The organism is uncultured Proteiniphilum sp. (genome assembly GCF_937873925.1).
GTDB lineage: Bacteria > Bacteroidota > Bacteroidia > Bacteroidales > Dysgonomonadaceae > Proteiniphilum.
The window spans coordinates 1-3,602 of the sequence record NZ_CALNAT010000021.1 but is presented as its reverse complement, the minus strand read 5'-3'; the positions used below and the strand labels follow the sequence as shown (position 1 = coordinate 3,602).

Below are 3,602 nucleotides of genomic sequence, written 5' to 3'. Positions count from 1 at the left end.
GGACTGGGAGAACAACCTGCCCCGGATAAAACAATCGATAGATTATTTCAATCAGATAGCAGATAATATATTGTGAGTCGACATATTGGATGTAATTGAATATTAGTGCCAAAGATAAGTTAATACTGAAGTTTCAATTGAACTATAACTCTCTGAGAACTGGCATTTACCCGCAGATTTCACCGATAAACCGGGCTTCGGCCTGATGTACCCACTCCCTGAAATTCTCATCGGGTGCGTATTCGGGTATAAATTCGATCAACTTGTTCAATTTAAATTTTTTCGCTGAAATACCCACTCCCGAGAGGCCTGCGTCGTAAGCGTTGAACTCCTGCTCCACATGCACGGGAACCATAAGCACAGGTTTGCGGTAATAGAGAGCTTCACACAGAGATTCAAACCCCGATGTGGTGGCATAACCCATACAGCCGGCCATGCTCCACAGGAAACGTTCATCATTCAGATTATACAGAATGAAATTATCATCGACCTGCGTCACCTCTTCCGCCCCTTTCTTATCCCAGAAAAAACGCAACGGAATGCCGGGATGTTTTTTATGCCACTCCGACACCTCGTCAAAATAGCCGGCATTCACCATGTAACCGTGGATATAATCACCTTCGGAAGGTGCGACCTGAAACACTTCGGTTCGCAATAAAGGCGGAACGGTCACGATCTTCTTCTGTTTCGACCCCGGCATATCCCTGAAGGAGAGCGCCAGGATCTTAGATGCCCGGGTGGAGGTGATCCTGGAAAGCATCCGCAGGAAATAGAACTTCACATCCTGGTCGGCTGTCGTTTTATAGTGAGGATTGAGCAGTACATACTGGTGTGCAAGGGTGATCATCTCTATTCCCATCTTTTTATCGAAGCGGTAAATACCATACGCCATACCGGTGATCATCTCATAGAAATTGATCACCTTATCGGGTTTGAGTTCTTCTATTTTCTGTTTGATGAATTGCAGGCTGTCCTTGAAAACAAAAGGGCGGGAAATATTATTCGCCATGCTTATCAGAATATTGGGACGTTTCTGCTTGTAGAAAGAGGTGAAATTAGGGCTGCTGAATTCAAACAAGGGAGCTTCGATCTTATTGATGAAGAAAGCCGGGGTTTGCCTGGAATCACTTTTTCCTATAAGCACGGCAATCACTTCGTGCCCGTGCTTACGAAGGATAGCAGCCAGGGATAGCGCCTGCGTGTAGTGCCCTCTCCCCTCACCCTGCACCGTAAATAAAAATCTCACTCGTAAAGGTTTTTTAATGGAAATTACGTCACAAAAATAGTAAAAGTCCGTCATATCCCGTAACAAAAGGGGTTAATTATAATGAACGGACTGAACCCTTTTGCTATCTGTGGAATTCAAGTGCTTTTCCAAACACTCCTTCAGTCACCTTCCCGTTTTGGTAGACCCTATTTCCGTTGACGAAAGTGGTATATACGGAACAACCGAACGTCTCCCCTTCAAAAGGCGACCAACCACATTTATAGAACAGGTTCCCTGAGGTGACAGTGTAGGGCCTGGCGGGATCTATCAACACGAGATCGGCATAATAACCCTCTCTGATGAAGCCTCTCTCCTTCACCCGAAACAATTGTGCCGGTGCATGGCACATCTTTTCCGTTACCAGTTCTTTGGTATAGAATCCTTTTTTTACCAGTTCAAGCATGACCTGCAGGGAATGTTGCACAAGCGGTCCTCCCGAAGCAGCCTGTAAAACGCCACCCTCTTTTTCACTCAACAAATGAGGTGCATGATCGGTGGCTACGACATCGAGTTTACCGGTCTTCAATGCTTCCCGCAAAGCATCCCTGTCTTCTGCTGTTTTTACGGCAGGGTTCCATTTTATCCGTGTTCCCAGCTTTTCATAATCCGCATCCGTGAACCAAAGATGGTGTACACATACTTCAGCCGTGATCTTTTTCTCTTCTAACGGCTTCCTATCAAACAGGCCCGTTTCACGCGCAGTAGAGAGATGCAGTACATGCAGCCTCGAGCCGTATTTATCGGCCAATTCCACGGCCCGGGCGGACGACTGGTAACACGCCTCCGCACTGCGGATCAGCGGATGATATTTGACGGGAATAAATTCACCATATTCTTTCTTATAAAGATCGATATTTCGTCTGATGATTTCTTCTTTTTCACAATGGGTGGCAATCAGCGTGTCGACTTCGGCAAAGATCCGCTGCAGCGCTTTATCGTTATCCACCAGCATATTCCCGGTGGAGGAACCCATAAAAACCTTGACTCCGCATATCTGCTTATGATCCGCTTTTTTCAGTTCCTCCATATTATCATTGGTAGCTCCCAGGTAAAATGAGAAATTGGCAATCGATTTTCCGGCAGCCATCTCCCTCTTTTGGCAAAGAGCATCCCAGGTGACCGTCTGAGGATTTGTGTTGGGCATTTCCATGTAGGAAGTCACCCCTCCCGCCACTGCCGCACGGCTTTCGGTATGGATATCTCCTTTGTGTGTCAGTCCCGGATCGCGAAAATGTACCTGGTCGTCAATCACACCCGGGATCAACCACAGGCCGCGGGCATCAATCACCTGCCGGCAGGCATTCAATACCGCTTCCGGTACCTCCTCCCTGAAAATACGGGAAATCCTCTCGCCTTCCAGAAGCAGTGATCCGGTAAAACTGCTTCCCTCGTTGATAATTATAGCCTTATGAATAAGAATCATGATGTATGAGCAATTAGTTCAGACTGCGGTTTTATTTTCCCGGTGGCTTTGCGCCAGCGCAGGTCAATCACACCGAAAAATGCTTCGCCGAAAATGCTCGAGTTCATCTTCGAGGTACCGAGTCTTCTGTTCACAAAGATCACGGAAACTTCTTTTATACTGAATCCGAGCACATAGGCCGTATATTTCATTTCGATCTGAAAAGCATATCCTTTAAATCTGATACGGTCGAGATCGATGGTTTCCAATACCTTCCGCCGGTAACAGACAAAACCGGCAGTCGTATCCTTTACATTGAGTCCGGTAATGAAACGCACATATTTCGATGCAAAGTAAGACATCAGGACGCGTCCCATAGGCCAGTTTACCACATTTACACCGGTAGAATAACGCGATCCCACGGAAAGGTCATATCCTTCGTCATAACAGGCGGTATATAGTCTGGGAAGATCCTCGGGATTATGTGAAAAATCGGCGTCCATCTCGAAAATATAATCGTAAGAGCGTGCCAATGCCCACTTGAAGCCATGGATATAAGCTGTACCCAGGCCGAGCTTTCCTTTTCTTTCTTCAATAAACAGACGACCGGTAAACTCTTCCGAGATCAGGGTGTGTACTATGGAAGCCGTTCCGTCGGGAGATCCGTCGTCGATCACCAGAATATGAAAATCTTTCTCCAAAGCAAAAACCGCCCTGATGATATTTTCGATATTCTCTTTTTCATTATAGGTAGGTATGAGTACAATACTATCTGACATAAAGGGGAAATTTTTCCAAAAGTACGGTTTTTCAGCCATAAATAAAAAAGATCGTGAAATATTTTGTTTTTTGAAAAAAAGGTTCTATCTTTGCAGTCCAATTAAAGAAAAACAGATCGCGGAGTGGAGCAGTTGGTAGCTCGTTGGGCTCATA

The 3,602-nt window shown here is 45.8% G+C and carries 3 protein-coding genes; all 3 read right to left on the bottom strand.

Annotated elements, in window-relative coordinates; all coding sequences use genetic code 11:
- Positions 1 to 166 precede the first annotated feature (166 nt).
- On the bottom strand, positions 167 to 1,246 hold the full coding sequence (locus Q0502_RS01425) for a glycosyltransferase family protein (protein ID WP_298646300.1): 1,080 nt from the start codon (positions 1,244 to 1,246) through the stop codon (positions 167 to 169).
- A gap of 103 nt (positions 1,247 to 1,349) precedes the next feature.
- On the bottom strand, positions 1,350 to 2,690 hold the full coding sequence (locus Q0502_RS01420; RefSeq protein WP_298646298.1) for a dihydroorotase: 1,341 nt from the start codon (positions 2,688 to 2,690) through the stop codon (positions 1,350 to 1,352).
- Positions 2,687 to 3,448: a polyprenol monophosphomannose synthase gene (locus tag Q0502_RS01415; RefSeq protein WP_298646297.1), complete on the bottom strand. Its 762-nt coding sequence runs from the start codon at positions 3,446 to 3,448 to the stop codon at positions 2,687 to 2,689. The genes Q0502_RS01420 and Q0502_RS01415 overlap by 4 nt, the downstream gene beginning before the upstream one ends.
- Positions 3,449 to 3,602 lie beyond the last annotated feature (154 nt).